At 67.7% G+C, this 19,324-nt stretch carries 19 protein-coding genes; 8 read left to right on the top strand and 11 right to left on the bottom strand.

What is annotated here, in order from left to right:
- Positions 1-83 precede the first annotated feature (83 nt).
- The 5 genes from C8D87_RS42450 (at position 84) to C8D87_RS42430 (ending at position 6,097) form a co-directional block, all read left to right on the top strand.
- Positions 84-404: a bifunctional 3-phenylpropionate/cinnamic acid dioxygenase ferredoxin subunit gene (locus C8D87_RS42450; protein ID WP_109638945.1), complete on the top strand. Its 321-nt coding sequence runs from the start codon at positions 84-86 to the stop codon at positions 402-404.
- On the top strand, positions 401-1,513 hold the full coding sequence (locus C8D87_RS42445; protein WP_112232113.1) for an NAD(P)/FAD-dependent oxidoreductase: 1,113 nt from the start codon (positions 401-403) through the stop codon (positions 1,511-1,513). The genes C8D87_RS42450 and C8D87_RS42445 overlap by 4 nt, the downstream gene beginning before the upstream one ends.
- A 191-nt stretch (positions 1,514-1,704) precedes the next feature.
- Positions 1,705-3,144 carry an aldehyde dehydrogenase family protein gene (locus C8D87_RS42440; protein WP_233439952.1) on the top strand — a complete coding sequence of 480 codons (1,440 nt, stop codon included), beginning with the start codon at positions 1,705-1,707 and terminating at the stop codon, positions 3,142-3,144.
- Complete coding sequence (locus C8D87_RS42435; protein WP_109638948.1) at positions 3,141-4,619, top strand: GMC family oxidoreductase; 1,479 nt, start codon at positions 3,141-3,143, stop codon at positions 4,617-4,619. The genes C8D87_RS42440 and C8D87_RS42435 overlap by 4 nt, the downstream gene beginning before the upstream one ends.
- Complete coding sequence (locus C8D87_RS42430) at positions 4,616-6,097, top strand: APC family permease (RefSeq protein WP_109638949.1); 1,482 nt, start codon at positions 4,616-4,618, stop codon at positions 6,095-6,097. Before C8D87_RS42435 ends, C8D87_RS42430 begins: the two co-directional genes overlap by 4 nt.
- Here C8D87_RS42430 and C8D87_RS42425 read toward each other — a convergent pair.
- The 11 genes from C8D87_RS42425 to C8D87_RS42375 form a co-directional block, all read right to left on the bottom strand.
- A complete protein-coding gene (locus tag C8D87_RS42425) occupies positions 6,077-7,624 on the bottom strand; it encodes a helix-turn-helix domain-containing protein (protein WP_233439954.1) in 1,548 nt (515 codons plus the stop codon). The genes C8D87_RS42430 and C8D87_RS42425 overlap by 21 nt on opposite strands.
- Positions 7,621-8,919 (bottom strand): MFS transporter, encoded by a 1,299-nt coding sequence (locus C8D87_RS42420; protein WP_109638950.1) that lies wholly within the window; start codon positions 8,917-8,919, stop codon positions 7,621-7,623. The genes C8D87_RS42425 and C8D87_RS42420 overlap by 4 nt, the downstream gene beginning before the upstream one ends.
- 10 nt (positions 8,920-8,929) lie before the next feature.
- Positions 8,930-9,661, bottom strand: coding sequence for a 3-hydroxybutyrate dehydrogenase (locus tag C8D87_RS42415; RefSeq protein ID WP_109638951.1), 732 nt, complete (start codon positions 9,659-9,661; stop codon positions 8,930-8,932).
- A gap of 289 nt (positions 9,662-9,950) precedes the next feature.
- Complete coding sequence (locus C8D87_RS42410; RefSeq protein ID WP_109638952.1) at positions 9,951-10,970, bottom strand: LCP family protein; 1,020 nt, start codon at positions 10,968-10,970, stop codon at positions 9,951-9,953.
- 75 nt (positions 10,971-11,045) lie between these two features.
- Positions 11,046-11,432 carry a DUF3037 domain-containing protein gene (locus tag C8D87_RS42405; protein WP_112232111.1) on the bottom strand — a complete coding sequence of 129 codons (387 nt, stop codon included), beginning with the start codon at positions 11,430-11,432 and terminating at the stop codon, positions 11,046-11,048.
- On the bottom strand, positions 11,416-12,183 hold the full coding sequence (locus tag C8D87_RS42400) for a HipA family kinase (protein ID WP_112232109.1): 768 nt from the start codon (positions 12,181-12,183) through the stop codon (positions 11,416-11,418). Before C8D87_RS42400 ends, C8D87_RS42405 begins: the two co-directional genes overlap by 17 nt.
- A gap of 10 nt (positions 12,184-12,193) precedes the next feature.
- On the bottom strand, positions 12,194-12,649 hold the full coding sequence (locus C8D87_RS42395; RefSeq protein ID WP_109638955.1) for an SRPBCC family protein: 456 nt from the start codon (positions 12,647-12,649) through the stop codon (positions 12,194-12,196).
- Positions 12,646-12,948: an ArsR/SmtB family transcription factor gene (locus tag C8D87_RS42390; protein ID WP_215732644.1), complete on the bottom strand. Its 303-nt coding sequence runs from the start codon at positions 12,946-12,948 to the stop codon at positions 12,646-12,648. The genes C8D87_RS42395 and C8D87_RS42390 overlap by 4 nt, the downstream gene beginning before the upstream one ends.
- A 17-nt stretch (positions 12,949-12,965) precedes the next feature.
- Positions 12,966-13,697, bottom strand: a complete 732-nt coding sequence (locus C8D87_RS42385; RefSeq protein ID WP_233442547.1) for an SGNH/GDSL hydrolase family protein — start codon at positions 13,695-13,697, stop codon at positions 12,966-12,968.
- Between the two features lie 49 nt (positions 13,698-13,746).
- Complete coding sequence (locus tag C8D87_RS42380) at positions 13,747-14,799, bottom strand: lactonase family protein (protein WP_233442546.1); 1,053 nt, start codon at positions 14,797-14,799, stop codon at positions 13,747-13,749.
- A 145-nt stretch (positions 14,800-14,944) separates the two neighbouring features.
- On the bottom strand, positions 14,945-15,775 hold the full coding sequence (locus tag C8D87_RS42375; RefSeq protein ID WP_112232253.1) for a PPK2 family polyphosphate kinase: 831 nt from the start codon (positions 15,773-15,775) through the stop codon (positions 14,945-14,947).
- Between the two features lie 140 nt (positions 15,776-15,915).
- On the opposite strand from C8D87_RS42375, the gene rocD reads away from it, so the two are divergent.
- The 3 genes from rocD (at position 15,916) to C8D87_RS42360 (ending at position 19,060) form a co-directional block, all read left to right on the top strand.
- Positions 15,916-17,151 (top strand): ornithine--oxo-acid transaminase, encoded by a 1,236-nt coding sequence (gene rocD / locus C8D87_RS42370; protein ID WP_112232104.1) that lies wholly within the window; start codon positions 15,916-15,918, stop codon positions 17,149-17,151.
- A gap of 74 nt (positions 17,152-17,225) precedes the next feature.
- On the top strand, positions 17,226-18,611 hold the full coding sequence (locus tag C8D87_RS42365; RefSeq protein ID WP_112232102.1) for a DUF2252 domain-containing protein: 1,386 nt from the start codon (positions 17,226-17,228) through the stop codon (positions 18,609-18,611).
- A gap of 44 nt (positions 18,612-18,655) precedes the next feature.
- On the top strand, positions 18,656-19,060 hold the full coding sequence (locus tag C8D87_RS42360) for a GNAT family N-acetyltransferase (RefSeq protein ID WP_109638961.1): 405 nt from the start codon (positions 18,656-18,658) through the stop codon (positions 19,058-19,060).
- Positions 19,061-19,324: the final 264 nt, after the last annotated feature.

Genomic DNA, 19,324 nt, shown 5'->3' with positions numbered 1-19,324 from the left:
AACTATTGACTACGTGTCGCGCGAGCCTCACATTGTGTTGCGTCATTCGGAACGTGTGCCGCGTCACGCAACGGAGGCCGACGATGATCCGCGCCTGCGCTCTCATGGACCTGCCCCCGGGAGAGGCGGTGCGCATCGTCGGTCCTCATGCACCCATAGCGGTGTTCAACGCCGACGGTGTCCTGTACGCCATCGACGACACCTGCACCCACCAGGACGCCTCCCTCAGCGAGGGCTGGCTCGAAGGATGCTTCGTGGAGTGCCCGCTGCACGCCGCGAGCTTCGACCTTCGCACCGGCGAGCCGACTTGTCTGCCCGCCAAAAGACCGGTGAAGACCTATCCCGTTCTTGTGAAAGATGGAGTGGTCTATGTCGATGTCGAGGTGAACAAGGACGTGGCGTGAGGACGATCGCGATCATCGGCGCATCACTCGCCGGCTTGAGGTCGGCGCAGGCACTGCGCCGACAGGGGTTCGACGGACGGCTCGTCATCGTCGGCGATGAGGTGCATCTGCCCTACGACCGGCCACCTCTCTCGAAGGACTTCCTTCTCGGCAAGGTGGAGGCGGTGCCGCTCGCCGATCAGGACGACCTCGACGCCCTCAACGCCGAATGGCGCCTCGGCAACTGCGCGACCGCACTCCTGTCCCACGGCAAAGTAGCGCTCAGCGACGGCACGACAGTCGAGGCCGACGGCATCGTCATCGCAACGGGCGGCATACCGCGCACAATCCCGAACACGCACGTCTTGCGCACCCTCGACGACGCCGTCAAGCTCCGCGAAGCGTTCGCCACCGCCCAGCACGTCGGCATCATCGGCGCCGGGTTCATCGGCGCGGAGATCGCGTCGAGCGCGCGCTCCCTCGGCAAGGACGTCACGGTCATCGAGGCGCTCCCGACACCACTCACGCGCGTACTGGGCGCGGAGATGGGCGCCGCATGTGGACAGCTGCACGGCGACCACGGATCAACATTGATCACCGGAATCAATGTTGATTCAGTCAACGTTGACGGCGGAATCAACCTGGCCAATGGCCGTCATGTCAACGCCGACGTCGTCGTCGCGGGCATCGGCGTGCGTCCAGCCACGGACTGGCTCGCCGGTGGGCCGGTCAAGGTCGACAACGGCGTCGTGTGCGACGCGGGCGGCGTGACGAACCTGAAGAACATCGTCGCCGTCGGCGACGTCGCGAACTGCGCCGGCCACCGCGCGGAGCACTGGACGTCCGCGACCGAGCAGGCGCAAGTCGCCACCCGCAACCTGCTGGCGGGTGAGACCGTCGCGACGCACACCAACGGCGGCTACGTCTGGTCGGATCAGTACGGCGTGCGGATCCAGTTCATCGGACGGGCGACGAACGACGTTCGCATCGAAGATGGGTCCATCGAGGACCGGAAGTTCGTGGCGACCTATCGAGACAGTTCGAACGAAGAAGACATTGTCGGCATCGTGGCAATGAGCAACGCTCGTCTTTTCACCCGACTGCGCAGGAATTTGAAGCAAGCGGTCTGAGCGCGAACCTTTGCCCCGTGTTTCGCCGTCCAGACGGGTGCATCGCGGCGCCGCGAGGTGCCCTGCTGGGCGCCGAAAGACGTGGTGAAGATTGCGCTCAGACCACTTGAGACGGTCGTCACGGTTTACCGCCACCGGCGACCGGCTACACCCCATTGTCCTACGTGGACACACGAACAGGGAGGCAGTCAGTGTCGCCGGTGCGGCAGATCATCAACCCCTTCGATCAGAGTGTTCTCACCGAGATCGAGGACCAAACCCGCGAACAGGCGATCCAGGCGATCGCGAAGGCCAGAAACGCCTTCGACCACGGCGACTGGCCGCACGCGAGCCCCGAGCACCGCGCCGCCGTGCTGAACAGGGTCGCGGACCTGCTGGAGCGCGACAAGGAGGACATCGCCCGCACCGAGACGCTCGACACCGGCAAGACGCTGGTCGAGAGCCGCATCGACGTGGACGACGTCGTCGCCGTGTTCCGCTACTACGGCAACCTCGCCGGCCTGCTGCACCCGAAGGTCGTGCAGGGCACCCCGCCCGACGTCATCAGCCGCATCGACTACGAACCGGTCGGCGTCTGCGGCCTGATCGCGCCCTGGAACTACCCGCTGCTGCAGATCTCCTGGAAGATCGCCCCTGCCCTGCTCGCCGGCAACACGCTGGTGGGCAAGCCGAGTGAGATCACGCCGCTCACGACGATCAAGCTCTTCGAGCTCCTGCAGGAAGCCGGACTGCCCGACGGCGTCGCGAACCTCGTCCTCGGCACCGGCCCCGAAGTGGGCGCGCCGCTGAGCGAACACCCGGACGTCGACCTCGTCTCGTTCACCGGCAGCCTCGCCACCGGGCAGCGGATCATGGCCTCGGCCGCGAAGACCGTGAAGAAGGTCGCGCTGGAGCTCGGCGGCAAGAACCCGAACATCGTCTTCGCGGACGCCGACATCGACACCGCGGTCGACTACGCGCTCACCGCCGCGTTCTTCCACGCGGGCCAGGTGTGCTCGTCCGGCACGAGGCTCATCGTGCACACGGACATCTACGACGACTTCGTCGACGAGGTCGCGCGCCGGGCGGATCTCATCAAGCTGGGCAACGGTTTCGACGAGGACACCGAGTCCGGGCCGCTCGTCAGCGCCGAGCACCGCGCCAAGGTCGAGGGATACATCGAGATCGCCCAGCAGGAGGGCGCCACCCTCAAGGCGGGCGGCAGGCGGCCGGACGAACCCGAGCTGCAGAACGGTTTCTTCTTCCGTCCCACCGTCTACGCGGACTGCCACAAGGACATGAAGCTCGTCCAGGACGAGACGTTCGGCCCGATCATCACCGCCGAACGCTTCACGACCGAGGACGAGGCGACGTTCCTCGGCAACAACACCGACTACGGCCTCGCGGGCGGTGTCTGGAGCCAGGACCTCGAGAAGGCCCAGCGCGTCGCGAAGAAGCTCCGCCACGGCACGGTGTGGATCAACGAGTTCGGCCCCTACCTGCCGCAGGCCGAGTGGGGCGGCTTCAAGCGCTCCGGTGTCGGCCGTGAGCTCGGCACCGCGGGCCTGCACGAGTACACCGAGCCCAAGCACGTCTACCAGAACCTCAAGCCCGCAGCACAGAACTGGTTCGCGCGAAAGGATTCCCAGTGACCGCATATGACTACGTGATCGTCGGCGGCGGAACGGCGGGCTGCGTGCTCGCCGCGAGACTCACCGAAGACGAGAACGTCACGGTCGCGGTCATCGAGGGCGGTCCTTCCGACGTGGGCGACGAGAAGATCCTCAACCTGCGCAACTGGATCAACCTGCTGGAGACCGAGTACGACTACGACTACCCCACGGTCGAGCAGCCGCGCGGCAACTCGCACATCCGGCACAGCCGCGCGAAGGTTCTCGGCGGTTGTTCCAGCCACAACACGCTGATCTGCTTCAACCCGCTGCCCCAGGACTTCGACGACTGGGGCCACGGCTGGACGTGGGACGCGATCGGCCCGTACTACGACAGGGTCGCGCTCAACATCATCCCGGTCGAGGAGAAGGACCGGAACCCGATCGCCAGGGACTTCGTCGCCGCCGCGCAGAAGGCCACGGGCGTCCCGGAGATCGACAACTTCAACGCCGAGCCGTTCGAGGACGGCGTCGGCTTCTTCTCCATCGCCTACCACCCGGAGAAGAACAACCAGCGGTCGAGCGCGTCGACCGCCTACCTGCACCCGATCCTGGGCAGCCGCAAGAACCTGACCCTGCTGCTCAACACGTGGGCCGGCCGGATCGAGTTCGACGGCACGCGCGCGATCGGCGTGCACACCGACAAGGGCTACGTCGAGGCCCGCAAAGAGGTCCTGCTCTGCGCGGGTGCCATCGACACCCCGCGCCTGATGATGCTGAGCGGCATCGGCGACGCCGAGCACCTGAGCAGCATCGGCATCGAGCCCAGGCACGACCTGCCCGGCGTCGGCGAGAACCTGCTCGACCACCCCGAGTCGGTCATCGTGTGGGAGACCACGAAACCGTTGCCGGAGAACTCGGTGATGGACTCCGACGCGGGCCTCTTCATCCGGCGCGACTCCTCCGACCCGCGCCCGGACCTGATGTTCCACTTCTACCAGATCCCGTTCACCACCAACACGGAACGCCTCGGCTACCCGAAGGTGGAGCACGGGGTGTGCATGACGCCGAACATCCCGCGGCCGCACAGCAAGGGCAAGCTGTGGCTGAAGTCCAGCGATCCCGCCGAGAAGCCGGCGCTCGACTTCGGTTACTTCACCAACCCCGACGGCTACGACGAGCAGACCCTGGTCGACGGCTTCAAGATCGCCCGCAAGATCGCCGAGCAGGAGCCGCTGAAGTCGTGGCTCAAGCGGGAGATCGCGCCCGGCCCGGACGTCACGAGCGACGAGGCGCTGTCCGAGTACGGGAGAAAAGCCGCCCACACCGTCTACCACCCGGCAGGCACCTGCGCTATCGGGTCCGTTGTGGACGGTGACCTGAAGGTCATCGGACTCGAGGGCCTCCGGGTCGTCGACGCGTCCGTGTTCCCCACGATGCCGACCGTGAACCCGATGGTCACGGTTCTCATGATTGGAGAACGAGCCGCAGATCTGATCAAGGGGGCGGCCGGATGACAGCCACTCGGACACCGGCCGCGCTCACCGAGGCCGACAGGCTCAAGGATCTCGGCTACACGTCGGAGTTCAAGCGGGACATGAGTCCCTGGGCGAACTTCTCGCTGGGCTTCACCTACCTCTCCCCCGTGGTCAGCACGTACACGTTGTTCGGCACCGCCCTCGCCCTGGGCGGTCCGCCGATGATCTGGAGCTTCGTCGTCGCGGGCGTCGGCCAGTTCCTGGTCGCGCTCGTGTTCGGCGAGCTCGTCGCGCAGTACCCGGTCGCGGGCGGCGTCTACCCGTGGGCACGCCGCCTGTGGGGCAAACGCTGGGCGTGGATGACCGGCTGGGTCTACATGATCGCCCTGCTGGTCACCATCGCGTCCGTCAGCTACGGCGCGGGCCCTTACCTGGCAACGCTTCTCGGCTACACCGCCACCGTCGGCAACACCGTGCTGTGCGCGATCGCGATCATCGTGGTGTCCACGCTGATCAACTACGCGGGCACGAAGGTGCTGAGCTGGGCCGCCATCTTCGGGTTCGCCGCGGAGATCGTCGGTGCGCTCGCGGTCGGCATCTGGCTGCTGGTCGACAACCGCGTCCACGGCCTGGGCGTGCTGTTCGACAACTTCGGCGCGGGCGAACCGGGCAGCTACCTGCCCGCGTTCTTCGCGGCGGGCATCATCGGTCTCTACCAGTACTACGGCTTCGAGGCCTGCGGTGACACCGCGGAAGAGGTCAAGGACCCCGGCCGCGTCATTCCGAAGGCCATGCGCCGCACCATCTACATCGGCGGCGCGGCGGCCACGTTCGCGTGCCTGTCGCTGCTGCTCGCGGTGCCCGACTTCGGCAAGGTCATCAGCGGCGAGGACGCGGACCCGGTCACGAACATCCTGACCAACGCGTTCGGCCCGGTCGGGTACAAGATCGTGATCGCGGTCGTGCTGATCTCGTTCCTGTCCTGCACGATGTCCCTGCAGGCAGCGGCATCCCGGCTGACCTACTCCTACGCCCGCGACAAGATGCTGTTCGGGCACAGGGCACTCGCGAAGTTCAACCAGAAGCGGCACATCCCGCCGTACGCGCTGGCGCTCGCCGGCGTCATCCCGGTGGTCATCGTGTTCGCGTCGATGCTGTCGACGAACGCGCTGGACAAGATCGTGTCGTTCGCGACGCTCGGCATCTACCTGGGCTTCCAGATGGTCGTGTTCGCGGCACTGCGCGCCAGGCTCAAGGGCTGGGTGCCGTCCGGCGAGTTCACGCTCGGCCGCTGGGGCGTGGTCATCAACGTCCTGGCGCTCGCGTACGGCGTCGCGGCGATGGTCAACATGGTGTGGCCGCGCACGCCGGGCGCGCCCTGGTACGACAACTACGTCGTCATCCTGAGCGGCGCTCTGGTGGTCGGCATCGGTCTCGTCTACATGGCGATCGCGAAGCCGTTCGGCAACTCCGACGCCCCCGCAGGGGACGCGGTGCTATCCCTGCAGACGAAGTAGGCGCAAAGCGAGCTGCACCTCCAGCACACGGTCCGGCGTCTGCCAGTCGCCGAGCAACGACGAGACTCGATCGAGCCGTTGCGTGACCGTGTTGACGTGGAGGTGCAGCTCCGCCTTGGCACGACTCAGGTTCGCGCCGCACCGGAAGTAGACCTCCAGCGTGTGCACCAGCTCAGTGCCGCGTTCGGCGTCGTAGTCGAGCACCGGCCCCAGCACCGACCGCACGTACCCGGAGACGTCCGCACGATCGCCCAGCAGCACACCGACGAATCCCAGGTCGTCCATCGTCGCGGCGTCCTTCTCCCGCCCCAGCTGCCGCAACGCTCTCAGACACCGCCGCGCTTCCTCGTAGGCCGCCGCGATGGCCACCGGCCCGACGACCGGCCCGCACGCGCCCACCGTCGCGTCCAGTGCCCGAGCCACGTCCTTGGCGACGTGCGTGGAGGCGGAAGGCAACGCCAGCACCACGTCACGCCCGCGGGACCCGGCAAGTCCTCTGTGGACCGACGCGTAGTGCGTTGCGGCGGACAGGTTCCCGTCCGCCACCAGCACGACGTGCGGGTCCTTCAGCTCCACCCCGACCCGCCGCGCCCGAGCCTGCAACCCGGCGGGGTCCCGACCGTCGAGGATGTCGGTGATCAGCTCGCCGCGGACCTTGTTCTCCGCCTCCGCCACGGTTCTCCGCAGCAGCAACAGCAACGCCGTCACCGCCGCCGACCGCTCGAACACCCGCCGGTCCGCGTCCGGCAGGTCGGGCCGCCCGGACAACGTGATCCCGCCCAGCAGCTCGGAGCCCGCCAGCACCGCGCACACCCACACGCCGTCGAACAGCACAGCGCGTCCGTTGGCCCGCACCGCCTGGGAAGGCACGGTTTCCAGCACGTCGACCGGCCCGCCGAGCAGCTCTCCCACGGCCGCCGCGACCTCGGCCGACGACCCGCCGCGCAGCACCAGGTCCGTGAGCCGGTCGTGCGCCTCCTCCGCCCGTTTCATCGCCTCGTTGTGCGACTGGATCGTCGCGAACAACGACGCGGTGTCGATCGCGATCGCCGCGTGGTCGGCCAGCGACGACAGCAGGGCGACCTCCTCCGGCGGGAACTCCCGCGAGGTCCGATCGGCCGCGTACAGCACGCCGATGACCTTGGCGTCGAGCTTCAGCGGCACACCCAGGATCGCCACCAGGCCCTCGTCCCGCACGGCCGAGTCGATCGGCCTGGTGTGGTTGAACCGGGCGTCGGCGAAGTAGTCGGACGTCGCGTACGGGCTGGCGGTCTGCGCCACCAGCCCGCCCAGGCCCTCGCCGAGCCCCAGCCGCACCTTCTGGAACAACGGCGAGACCGACCCGTCCGTCACCCGCATGTAGGTGCCGGCCGGGTCATTCATCGTCAGGTACGAAAGGTCGGTGCCGAGCAGGGTTCGTGCCCTCCGCACGATCGAGCGGAGGACCGCGTCCGGGTCGCGCATGCCCGCGAGCTCGGACGCGGTCTCGAACAACGCCGCCAGTTCGGCCTCACGCCGTCGTGTCACACCCCAACCCTGTCACGTTCCTCCAGATCCGCACCACGGGTCTCACGCGCCAGGGCGATCGCCGCCACCGTGATCACGCACGTGATCACCACGTAGATCGCGATGGGGAACGACGACTTGTACGCCTGCAGCAACGCCGTCGCGATCAACGGGGCCAGCGCACCGGCCACGATCGACGCCAGCTGGTAGCCGACCGACGCACCCGAGTACCGCACCCGCGTCCCGAAGAGCTCCGAGAAGAACGCCGCCTGCGGCCCGTACATCGCACCGTGCAGCACGAGTCCGACCGTCGTGGCCACCGTGATCAGCACCGGGTCCTTCGTGTCGAGCAGCGCGAAGAACGCGAAGATCCACCCCGCCATGCCGACCGCGCCGACCAGGTAGATCACCCGCCGCCCGAACCGGTCCGACAGGTGACCCCAGACCGGAATCGTCACCAGGTGCACGGCCGACGCGATGAGCACCGCGTTGAGCCCCACCGACTTCGACAGCCCGAGCCCGGTCACCACGTAGACGAGGATGAACGCCGTGATCACGTAGTACGACACGTTCTCGGCGAACCGCGCGCCCATCGCGATCAGCACCTCGCGCCAGTTGTGCTTCAGCAGCTCCAGCGCGGGCGCCTTCTCCAGCGCCGGCTCCTTCTGCTGCGCCGCCTTCTCCTGGGCTGCGAGGAAGATCGGCGACTCGGACACCGTCAGCCGGATCCACAGGCCGATCACGACCAGCACACCAGAGAGCAGGAACGGGATCCGCCAGCCCCACGCCAGGAAGTCCGCGTCCGACTGCACCGCCGCCAGCACCGCGAGCACGCCCGTCGCCAGCAGGTTTCCGCACGGCACACCGGCTTGCGGCCACGACGCCCAGAAGCCGCGCCGCGCCGGATCACCGTGCTCGGACACGATCAGCACGGCCCCGCCCCACTCACCGCCCAATGCGAAGCCCTGCACCAGCCGCAGGAACGTGAGCAGCAACGGCGCCGCGACACCGACTGCGGCGTACGTCGGCAGCACACCCATGAGCATCGTCGCGCCACCCATCAGCAGCAACGACAACACGAGCAACTTCTTGCGCCCCAAGCGGTCGCCGTAGTGGCCGAACACCAGACCGCCCAGCGGCCGGGCGAGGAACCCGATGGCGTACGTGGTGAACGCGAGCAGCGTGCCGGTCAGCGGGTCCGCGGTCGGGAAGAACAGCTTGTTGAACACCAGGGCGGCTGCCGAGCCGTAGAGGAAGAAGTCGTACCACTCGACAGTTGTTCCGATGAGCGACGCGCCTACCACTTTCTTGATCATCGACAACTCCTCATTGAGCGGTCCAGCCGCCGTCGACGGCCAACGACGTGCCTGTGACAAAACTGTTGTCGCACAACCACATCACGGCGTCCGCAACCTCGGAAGGCTCGATCAGCCGTTTGACGGCAGTGCGCTGCAGGAAGATCTGCCCGGAGACATCCGCTTCGGAGATGCCGTGCACACGGGCCTGGTCCGCGATCTGCTTTTCCACCAAGGGAGTCCGCACATACCCGGGGGCCACGCAGTTGGACGTCACGCCGTGAGGCGCGCCCTCCAAAGCCGCGACCTTGGAGAACCCCTCAAGGCCGTGCTTCGCGGCGACGTAAGCGGATTTGAACGCGGACGCGCGCAGTCCGTGCACGCTGGAGATGTGGACCAACCGGCCCCAGCCACGTGAGTACATGTGCGGCAGAACGTGCCGGGTGAGCCGGAACGCCGCCCCCAGCATGAGCTCGACCATCGCCGAGAAGCGCTCGGCGGGGAACTCGTGGATCGGTGCGACGTGCTGGACACCTGCGTTGTTGACCAGCACGTCGACCTCGGCGGGCAACGCGGAGACCGAGGACGTCAGATCGAGAACGTGCCCGACCCCACCGACCTCGGAGGCGATGTCCCGCACGCCGGGATCGAGGTCGACCAGATGGACCTTCGCGCCGGCATCGGCCAAGGCGCGGGCGCAGGCCAGGCCGATGCCGCTCGCGGCTCCGGTGACCAGCGCGGTGTGACCAGTGACACTCGACATGACCGGAAACGGTAGGCGTCACGCGGCGTGCCCAACATGTGGCTGGCACACATATTGCCTGGTCAAGAGGTGGCGTTAGCCAACATTTAGCGTCTCACAGGCATATGACGCGAGAAGAACGGGTACAGGGGCGTAAGCTCCCGTCACCTGAACGGGGGAAGATCCAGAACGAGGGGGCTAGACGATGTCCACGACACCGATTTACGACGACCTCCTGCGCGAACTCGAGGAGATCGCACAGGAGGCCGGGTTGACAAGCTCGGAGCCCACTTCCGAGCCCGCCGAGTAGTTACTTCGGAGGGGCGATCAGCTCGGCGGGGACCGGCTGATCCTTGCTGATCAGGTCGAAGAGCTGCGAGGCCTTCTCCTTGTTCCACTGCACGACCGAGCCCGCACCGGGCACCGTCGGCGTGGACCCGACCGGCACGGTGCCGCTCGTCGCGTCACCCATGTTGAGCGCGACGCTCGCCAGGTGCCACACGTGGTCGTCCTCGTTGACCGACACCGAGCCGGACGCCGCGTTCATCAGCGGGATCACGCGGAACGGGTTCGCGAGCGTGGCCGGGCTCTTGACCTTCGTGAAGAGCGCCGACAGGAACTGCCGCTGGTTCTGCACGCGCTGCAGGTCGGCGGTCGCGAACGCACGGGTCCGCACGAACCCGAGCGCCTGCGGCCCGTCGAGCTCCTGGCAACCGGCGGGAAGGTCGATGCCGGCCAGCGGGTCCTTGATCGGCTGGTCGAGGCAGATGTCCACGCCGCCGACCGCGTCGACCATGTCGGAGAACCCGCCGAAGCCGATCTCCATGTAGTGGTCGATCCGCACGCCGGTCGCGCCCTCGACGGTCTGCACGAGCAGCTGCGGCCCGCCGAACGCGTACGACGCGTTGACCTTGTTGCGACCGTTGCCCGGGATCGCGACGTACGAGTCACGCGGGATCGACAGCAGCACCGGCTTGGCGGCGCTGTTGTCCGGCAGGTGCAGCATCATGATGGTGTCGGTGCGCCGGCCGGCCGCGTCACCGGTGGCGAGCGTGTCCTTCTGCTCCTGCGTCAGTCCGTCGCGAGCATCGGAGCCGACGAGCAGCCAGGTGGTGCCCGGCGTCTCGGCAGGACGGCCCTGGTAGTCGGGCAGCGCGTCGATCCGCTTCAGCGTCGAGTCTACGTAGAAGCCGAATCCGACGACGGCCAGCAGCAGGACCAGCAGCAGCACCAGAACGACGCGTCCAGGACGCCTCTTCTTCTTCATCGGCCGCTGCGGCGGCATGGGACGCCGCGGCTGCTGGTAGCCGTGGTGATACCCAGCGCTCATGTGTCGCCAACCCCGATCGCTTTAGATTCGCTTTGCAACTAGGGACGCGACGCGCCCCTTCAGGTTGCGACGAACCTACCGGGGTGGCAGCACCAGCGCTTCGAAAAGCCGGTTGACCTCGGCCAACGGGTCTTCGGTGAAGCCCGTGTGCGCAGGTGAGGTCTGCACGATGGTGCTGCGCGGCGCCGTCAGCCAGCGGAACCGTTGCCCAACCGTTGTCCTGCTGACCGGCCCGGCGTCGGGCGTGCCGTCGCACGAGTTCGTGAGGTGCCTCAGCGACGTCTCCAGCATCTCCACGTCCAGCCGCGGGTCCAGCGCCCGCAGCCGATCACCGTCCACATAGGTCTTCGCACACAGGAAGTCCAGTGCGGCGCAGTAGACGATGACGCCGACGTTCATGAACTCGCCGCGCTCCTGCCGCGGCACAGCCCGCAGCAGCGCGTACTCAAACACGTGCGGCACGCGCGGCCTCCAGCGAGTCGACCCAGCCGCGGTGGGCGAGGCGGTGGGTGAAGAAGTCCTTGTAACGCTGGCGGAGTTCCACCGGATCACCTTCCAGCCACTCGTCGGGAACGAGTGCGAGGACCTCGTCGAGCAGCTTCGGCGTGATCCTGGCGGACAGCTCGGCGTCCACTTCGGACAGAGCGCCCGCGTTCGGCAGCATCGCGTGGTCCGAGGGGTCGAACCGGAAGTCCTTCGTGGCGGGCTTCTCCGGGCTCCACGAGTAGTGGAAGTACAGCGAGGCGCCGTGGTCGATCAGCCACACGTCGCGGTGCCACAGCAACATGTTCGGGTTGCGCCAGCTGCGGTCCACGTTGAGCACCAGGGCATCCAACCAGAGCAGCTGCGTCGCGAGCTCGGTGCCGGGGTCGCGCACGATCGGGTTGAAGTCGAACGAGCCGGGCAGGTAGTCGAGGCCGAGGTTGAGGCCGCCGCTGGCCCGCAGCAGCTCCTGGACCTCCTGGTCGGGTTCCGCGCGTGCCAGCTCCGGGTCGAGGTGCACCAGGACGATCTCGGGTATCCGGAAGCCCAGCCGCCGCGCCAGCTCGCCGACGATGATCTCGGCGACGAGCACCTTCACGCCCTGTCCGGCGCCGCGGAACTTGACCACGTACATACCCAGGTCGTCGGCCTCGACCAGCCCCGGCATGGAACCGCCCTCTCGGAACGGCGTCACGTACCGGGTGGCCGTGACCTCCCTCAACGAATTCACCGGGGCATGATCACACGAACGCCCGCTGGAAGCCGAGCAGAATTCCTCCCCAGCCGCCTTCGCCGCTGACGCCCTCACGCAGCCGTTCCGGCTTGGTGAAGTGCCGCTCGAAGTTGCGATGCACCAGCTCCACGCGGGTGCCGGAGCCCTCGGGCGTGAAGGTGATCTCCACTTCGGATGCCCGCGCCGGGTCCGGGTCGTAGTCCCAGTCACCGTTGAGGTGCCAGGCCAGCAGGAGCCGTGCCGGCGGCTCGTAGGCCTTGACCGCACCCCAGTCGCACTCGGCGCCGTCGGTGCCGATCTCGTACCAGCGCCCACCTTCGCGCGGTTCGACGACGACGTCCTTCAGGTCCGCATCGCCGATGTGGTGCGCCGGCGGCCACCACGTCATGAACTTCTCCGTGAACACCTTGAACGCGTGGTCGGCGCCCGCGTTCACCACTACCGATCGCCTGACTTCCGTCATGTCTCCTCCACCACCGCAGCGAAGTTGGCGAGCGCCTGGCCCCAGACGTCGTCGAGGTAGTCGCGCATCGCGGCCACCCCCACGTGGTCCACGGAGTACCGCCGCCGGGCCCCCTCGGCCTCGACGCGGACCAGCCGTGCCGCCTTGAGCACCTTGAGGTGCTGGGACACGGCCGGCCGCGACACCGGGAGCTCGGCGGCGATCTCCCCCACCGCCCGCGGCCTGGCCGCGAGCAGCGTGAAGATCTCGCGGCGGGTCGGATCGCCGAGCGCCGCGAAGGCCTCTTGGTAAGTCCCCACGAACGGTAAGTCTGAACTTACCAAAGCGAGCTTGTCAACGCCTGGAAGTACGCCGCCTGACCGGCCTTGTTGGGGTGGTAGGAGTCGTCGGTCGGGCTGACCAGCGCGTTGATCCACGGCTCCCCGGAGCAGACGCCGTGCCCCGCAAACGCTTGCCTCACGTCGACATAGCGCGCACCGGCCCGTGCCACAGCCGCCGCGGTCACCTCGGACAGCTGGTCCGCGGCGCCGTTGAGCGCCGCACGTTTGGCGGCCGAGAGCGTCCTGCACCTGTCGTTCGGCGTGAACAACCGCGGATAGCCGAGCACGACCAGCTCGGCCGCCGGCGCGGAGCTCCTGATCGTGGCGTAGGTGGCGTCGAGCCGTGCGGGCAGCTGTTCGTGGATGAACTTCACCGCTTTGGCGACTCGCGAGACGCAGGCCCTGTCACCTTTGAGCGTGCAGGTCGTCATCACGTCGGCGAACCCGAGATCGTTGCCGCCGACGGTGACCGTGACCAGCGTCGTCGCCGGGCTGAGCGCCTTGAACTGCGGCTTGAGCGACCTCGTGGTCGCCCCGCTGCACGCCACGAACCGGAACGACGGGAAGTCCTTGCCGCGCAACGCCGGATGGGCGTTCGCGCTGCGACGGCACGAGCCGCCCGAGTAGGAACCGGCACCCGCGCCGGACGCGTAGGAGTCGCCGAGTGCGACGTACTCCGGTGCGACCGGTGCGGGCGCCATCAACGCAACTGCCAGTACTCCAGCCATGAGACCCATGAGGCCGGAGTACCACTGTGGACGATCGACTTGAAGGGCGTTAACCCAGTCGGGTGGGCAGCACGCACACCGGGATCTCGGTCTTGAGCGGCGTGCCGGACGGTGTCAGCCTGCCGGTCACGGCGTCCACCGCGAACGACGTCACCAGGTTCGAGTTCTGGTTGGCCGCGAAGAGGAATCGCCCGGACGGGTCCAGCGTGATGTGCCGCGGGTACTTGCCGCCGGCCGGTGTGTGGCCGACCAGCGCGAGCTCCGCCCCGTTGACAGCGAAGTGCGCGACGCTGTCGTGCCCGCGGTTCGACAGGTACACGTTCTTCCCGTCACCGGACACCAGCACCTCGGCCGGGTAGTTGCGCACGGTCGCGGGCGGCGCGGTCTTGAGCACCTGACCCGGCGTGAGCTTCCCGTCCGCGTAAGCGCAGGACACGATCGTCGAGTCCAGCTCGTTCGCGACGTACGCGGTCTTGCCGTTCGGGTGGAACGCGATGTGGCGCGGCCCGGCGCCCGGCTTGAACTTCGCCGTCGAGACGAGCGTCAGCTTCCCGCCGGTGAACGAGTACACGAACACCGAGTCCGCACCGAGGTCGACCGCCAGCGCGTGCTTGCCCGCCGGGTCGAACACGATGTGATGCGCGTGCGGACCCTCCTGACGCGAGGGATCCGGCCCTGAGCCCTTGTGCTGCACCTTCTGCGTGCGCGCGCCGAGGCTGCCGTCGGCCTTGACCGGGAAGACGCTGAGCGAGCCGGACGAGTAGTCCGCGGTGATCAGGAACTTCCCCGACGGGTCGAGCGTCAGGTGGCACGGGTCCGCGCCGCCGGTCGGCTGCTTGTTGATCACCTTGTGCGAGCCCGCGTTGATCGCCGTGACCTCGCCCTTGCTGATCTCGTTGACCGCGTACAGGAACCGGCCGTCGCGCGACTCGATCACGAACGACGGGTTCACCACGCCGCCGATCACGCCGGTCGTCTTCAGCTGGCCGTTCGCCGTGTCGTAGGTGCCGATGCCGATGCCTTTGGCGCCACCGCTCCACGTCGTGTAGGCGCCGAAGAAGACTCTCCGCGTCGCGGCCGCCTGCGCGGTCCCTCCGGTCATCAGCAGTCCAGCTCCCACACCCATGGCTCCGAGAAATCGTCGCCGGTCCACACCCACGTCCACACCTCCGGGATACTCAACGGCGGCGCAGCCCACAGTGGCCTAGACCGTTACAGTCAGGCAATAGCCGCAACGAAGATTGCGCTCAGCGCAACGGGTCGTGGGCGATCAACCGGGCTTTCTCGGCCTCGATGTCGTAGACGGGCGGCGGGAACTTCGGGTCCATCTCGCGCATGGTCTCCAGCAGCAACCGGCTCACGGCCCAGTTCCGGTACCACTTGCGGTCAGAGGGAATCGCGTACCAGGGCGCGTCCGAGCAGTTCTTCAACGCCCGGGTGTACGCGTCCTGGTACTTGGACCACTTGGAACGCACGTCGATGTCGGCCGGGTTGTACTTCCAGTTCTTCTTCGGATCGTCCAGACGGGCAAGCAGCCGTTCCTTCTGCACCTCGGGCGAGATGTGCAGGAAGCACTTGATCACCGTGGTGCCGCTGTCCGCGAGCTCCTTCTCGAACGCGTTGATCTCCTGGTACCGCTTCTTGATCTCGGCGGCGGTGAGCAGACGCTCGACCTTGGGCACGAGCACGTCCTCGTAGTGGGAGCGGTCGAACGCGCCGATGCGCCCCTTCTCCGGCAGCACCTTCTTGATGCGCCACAGGAAGTGCTGACGGCGTTCGGCGGGAGTCGGTTTCTTGAACGACGCGATGCGCACACCCTGCGGGTTCACCAGGCCGACGACGTGACTGACGACGCCGCCCTTGCCGGAGGTGTCCATACCTTGCAGCACGAGCAGGACCGCGCGAGAGTTCTCCGCGTACAACGCCTCCTGCAGGCCGTCCAGCTCTGCCCCGGTGGTGGCGAGGTCCTCGGCCGCCTCCTTCTTGTTCTTGGGGCCGACCGGGCGGCCGGCCGGGTCGAGGGTGGAGAGATCCACCTCATCGAGTCGCAGAGCTTCACGAACCGACTTCTTCGCCATCAACCGAGCGTAGCGATGAACCGTCTGGCCCGCCTGTTGCGCAAAGATCACCCACTGTTCAGTGAATCTACGCAACGTTTAACGGTCGTTCGCAACACTTCGCGGCTGAAATCGCTTGTTCGGCCCCTTAGCCTTGGAGGATGACAGCCATCGCTGAGCACCAGACCACCACCAGCGCTGACTACGTAGCTCTCGACGAGGAGTGGAGCACGCACAACTACCACCCGCTGCCGGTGGTCATCTCGCACGGCGAGGGGGCGTGGGTCACCGACGTCGAAGGCCGCCGCTACCTGGACTTCCTGTCCGGCTACTCGTCGCTGAACTTCGGTCATCGCCACCCCGCCCTGGTGGCCGCCGCCGTCGAGCAGCTCGGCCGCGTGACGCTGACCAGCCGCGCGTTCCACCACGACCAGTTCGGCCTGTTCTGCCGTGAGCTCGCGGCACTGACCGGCACCGAGATGGTGCTCGCGATGAACTCCGGCGCCGAGGCCGTGGAGTCCGCGATCAAGGTGGCGCGCAAGTGGGCCTACCAGGTCAAGGGCGTGCCGGAGGGCACCGCGGAGATCATCGTCGCGGGATCCAACTTCCACGGCCGCACCACGACGATCGTGTCGTTCTCGACCGACGAGACCGCCCGCAACGACTTCGGCCCGTTCACGCCGGGCTTCAAGGTCGTCAAGTACGGCAGCCTCGACGAGATCGAGTCCGCGATCTCGCCGCGCACGGCCGCGATCCTGATCGAGCCGATCCAGGGCGAGGCCGGCGTGGTCGTACCGCCCGCCGGCTACCTGCCCGGGATCCGCCGCCTGTGCGACGAGCACAACGTGCTGATGATCGCCGACGAGATCCAGTCCGGGCTCGGCCGCACCGGCGCGCTGTTCGCCCTCGATCACGAGGGTGTGCGCGCCGACCTCTACACGCTGGGCAAAGCGCTGGGCGGCGGCATCCTGCCGGTGTCCGCCGTGGTCGGTTCACGCGCGGTGCTGGGCGTGCTGAAGCCGGGTGAGCACGGGTCGACGTTCGGCGGCAACCCGCTCGCGTGCGCGGTGGGCCGTGCGGTCGTGCGGCTGCTGGAGACCGGCGAGTTCCAGGAGCGCTCCCGCGAACTGGGCGACCACCTCCACGCCGAGCTGAACAAGCTGGTCGGGCACGGCATCGCCGAGGTCCGCGGCCGCGGGCTGTGGGCCGGCGTCGAGATCTCCCCCGGCGGGCCGGTCGGCCGCGCCGCCTCCGAGGCGCTGGCCGCACGTGGCGTGCTGTGCAAGGAGACGCAGGCGACCACGTTGCGCGTCGCACCCCCGCTGGTGATCACTCGGGACGAGATCGACCTGGGCGTGCGGGCGATCGCGGAGGTTGTTCGTCCCGATTTGGGCTGATTTTCCCGCCTCGCTAGGTCACAGTTGCGGCGGACGGTCCATCTGGCTCGTCCGCCGCAGGCATCATTGCTCGTATGGGTGAACGGGTGCGTGCTGAGGCCGCTGTCGCACTGGGCAGATGGACTGAGCCGGAGGAGGTCTACGCGCGAGGCCGCGCGCTGAGGTCCTCTGTGGACTTCAAGGCGCACCGCGCGGTGTCGCTGGCGCCCTCGCGCCCGACCGTCCTGGAGTTCATGCACGCCAGCAACGAGGGGCGGCTGGAGCACCTGATCCCGCTGCGGATCGGCAGGATGCTCGCCAACCCGTTCGCGTTCTTCCGCGGCGCCGCCGGACTCCAGGCGGGCGATCTCGCCGCCGGGTGCTCGACCGGCCTGCACGCTCAGTTGTGCGGTGATGCACACGCAGCGAACTTCGGCCTCTACGGCACGCCCGAGGGCCAGATCGTCATGGACATCAACGACTTCGACGAGACGCTGCCGGGCCCGTGGGAATGGGATCTCAAGCGCCTCGTCGCGTCACTGGTGCTGGCGGGCCGGGTCGGCGGCGTGTCCGACAAGGGGTGCCGAGACGCCGCCGAGGACGCCGTGCGCGCGTACCGCAACGTGATCAGGCACCTCGCGGAGATCCCGTTCATGGACTCGTGGACGGCTCTGGGCGACGAGTCGACGCTGTCGAAGGTCAAGGCTGACGACCTGCTCAACGACTTCTCCAAGGCCGCAGAGAAGTCGCGCAAGAACACCAGCGCCCGCTTCGCCGCCAAGTGGACGGCGCACGACGGCGAGAAGTGGCGGTTCATCACGAACCCGCCGACGTTCACGGACGTCTCCCCCGAGACCGAAGAGGCCGTGATCGCCGCGCTGCCGTCCTACGTGGACACTCTGCGCGAGTCGCGGACGAACCTGATCATGCGCTACGGCGTGTCGGACGTGGCGTTCCGCGTCGTCGGCACCGGCAGCGTCGGCCTGCGCAACTACCTCATCCTGTTGCACGGCAACGGCTCCGAGGCACTGGTGCTGCAGGCCAAGGAAGCCCGCACCTCGGCCCTGCAGCCGTTCCTGGACGTCGAGCCCGCCAAGCACGAGGGCAAGCGGATCGTCCACGGCGCGCGGCTCGTGCAGGCCGAGTCCGACATCCTGCTGGGCTGGACGACGATCGAGGGCCGGCCGTTCATCGTGCGGCAGTTCCGCAACCGCAAGGGCGAGATCGACGCGACGACCCTGAAGCGCGACGACCTCGACGACTACGGCCGCTTCGCAGGCGCGTTGCTGGCCCGCGCGCACACCAGGTCGCTGGATCCGCGCCTGCTCGCCGGGTACTTCCAGAACGGCGGCGGTGAGGACCTGGACGAGGCGTTCGCGAAGTACGCCTTCGACTACGCGGACCAGACCGAGGCCGACCACGCCTCGCTGGCCGACCTGGTCAAGAACGGCAAGCTGCCCGCCGTCGTGGAGGACCGCTGACGCGCCTTCGGGCCTGTTCCGGAAAGTTCACCTAGCCTGGCGGTATGAAGATCCGCCGCGCCGCCACCCCCGACGACGTGTTCGCCGCCGCGCACCTGTTCGACGCGCCGCCGCTGCCGGACGCGACGTCCCGCTTCCTGGCGCAGGATCACAGCCATCTGCTGATCGCCTACGTTGGCGACCAGCCGGTCGGCTTCGTGTCCGGAGTGGAGACGACACACCCCGACAAGGGCACCGAGATGTTCCTCTACGAGCTCGGGGTGGACGACGCGTTCCTGCGCCGCGGTATTGGCACGGCGCTGGTGGAGGCGCTCAAAGCCCTTGCCGCCGAACGGGGTTGCTACGCGATGTGGACCGGTACCGCGGCGGGGGACGCGGCCGCGCAGGCCACCTACAAGAAGGCGGGCGGGTCGATCGACGACGGGGCGTTCGTCAGCTGGGAGCTTTGAGCCGGCTCGTCAACGCCTGCCGGGTGCGTTTGTTTTGGGCGGTGGTTACGTTGCGTGGGCGGGCGGCGGTTGCGTTGGGGTGGCACGGCTTCACCTTCGGCGACCCGGCACATGCCCCCCTGCTGCGTGCGTCGAGCGCCGGTTGCGCAGGTGGTTGCTGGGCGCGTGGTGCGCACTAGAGAGAGTGTGCGCGCACGGTGCCATAGGGCCGCTGACCTGCGTGTTCACCCGATTGTGGAATGGCATTCGAACACGTGTTCCTGC

The sequence above is a fragment of the Lentzea atacamensis genome (genome assembly GCF_003269295.1).
Taxonomy (GTDB): domain Bacteria; phylum Actinomycetota; class Actinomycetes; order Mycobacteriales; family Pseudonocardiaceae; genus Lentzea; species Lentzea atacamensis.
Note: the sequence above shows the minus strand (reverse complement) of the source record. Positions and strands in the feature narration are given on the sequence as shown.